Origin of the sequence: Paratractidigestivibacter sp., assembly GCF_052362415.1 — a bacterium.
GTDB lineage: Bacteria > Actinomycetota > Coriobacteriia > Coriobacteriales > Atopobiaceae > Paratractidigestivibacter.
This window is the reverse complement of record NZ_DAWEMK010000059.1, coordinates 4,676-5,545: the sequence shown is the minus strand read 5'-3', so window position 1 is coordinate 5,545 and position 870 is coordinate 4,676. Positions and strand designations below refer to the sequence as shown.

1 protein-coding gene is annotated in these 870 nt (G+C 69.2%); it reads right to left on the bottom strand.

Annotated elements, in window-relative coordinates; translation table 11 throughout:
- Positions 1-870 (bottom strand): HAD-IC family P-type ATPase (locus ACT84W_RS06870; protein WP_444328672.1); only part of this gene is annotated, 870 nt, incomplete at both ends.

The window sequence follows — 870 nt, the reverse complement described above, 5'->3', positions numbered from 1 at the left end:
ATCATGCCCTCGACCTTGAGTTTCTTGTCTACCATTGGTTTTCCTTCCGTCGTGCTCCGATTATCTTGCTCGACCGAGACCTGAACGGTCCCCGCCGGAGTCGGCTCGTTGCCCTCGCTCGGCTTCCAGGTGCGCAGGCGCAGCGCGTTGCCCACCACAAAGACCGACGAGAAGCCCATGGCTGCAGCCGCGATCATTGGGTTAAGTGTTACACCAAGCGGCGAGAGGACGCCCGCCGCGACCGGGATGCAGATCGAGTTGTAGAACAGCGCCCAAAAGAGGTTCTGCTTGATGTTGCGCATGGTCGCGCGCGAAAGCTCGATGGCGGTCGCCACGTCGGCGGGGTCGGACTTCATGAGGACGACGTCCGCCGAGCTTATGGCCACGTCCGTGCCCGCGCCGATGGCGATGCCGATGTCCGCTCGCGCGAGCGCCGGAGCGTCGTTGATGCCGTCACCGACCATCGCGACCTTGTGACCTGCGCGCTGCAGCTCGCGGACCTTGAGCTCCTTCTGGTCGGGCAGGACGCCAGCCACGACCTCGTCGACGCCGACCGCGCGCGCGACCGCCTCGGCGGTGATGCGCTGGTCGCCGGTGAGCAGCAGGGTCCGCACGCCCATGGCGCGCAGCCGCGCGACGGCCGCGGCGCTCGTGGGCTTGACGGGATCCGCCACGCCAAGAAGCCCGAGCACGTGCCCGCCGCGGGCAAAGAAGAGCGGGGTCTTGCCGTCGGCCGCGAGGGCGTCGGCGCGCGCGGCGAGCGCACCGAGCGCGATGCCCTTCTGTGCCATCAGGCGCGCGTTGCCCGCGAGCGCCTCGGACCCGTCGACCGCGGCGACGATGCCGCCGCCCGCGACCTGCGAGAAGCCC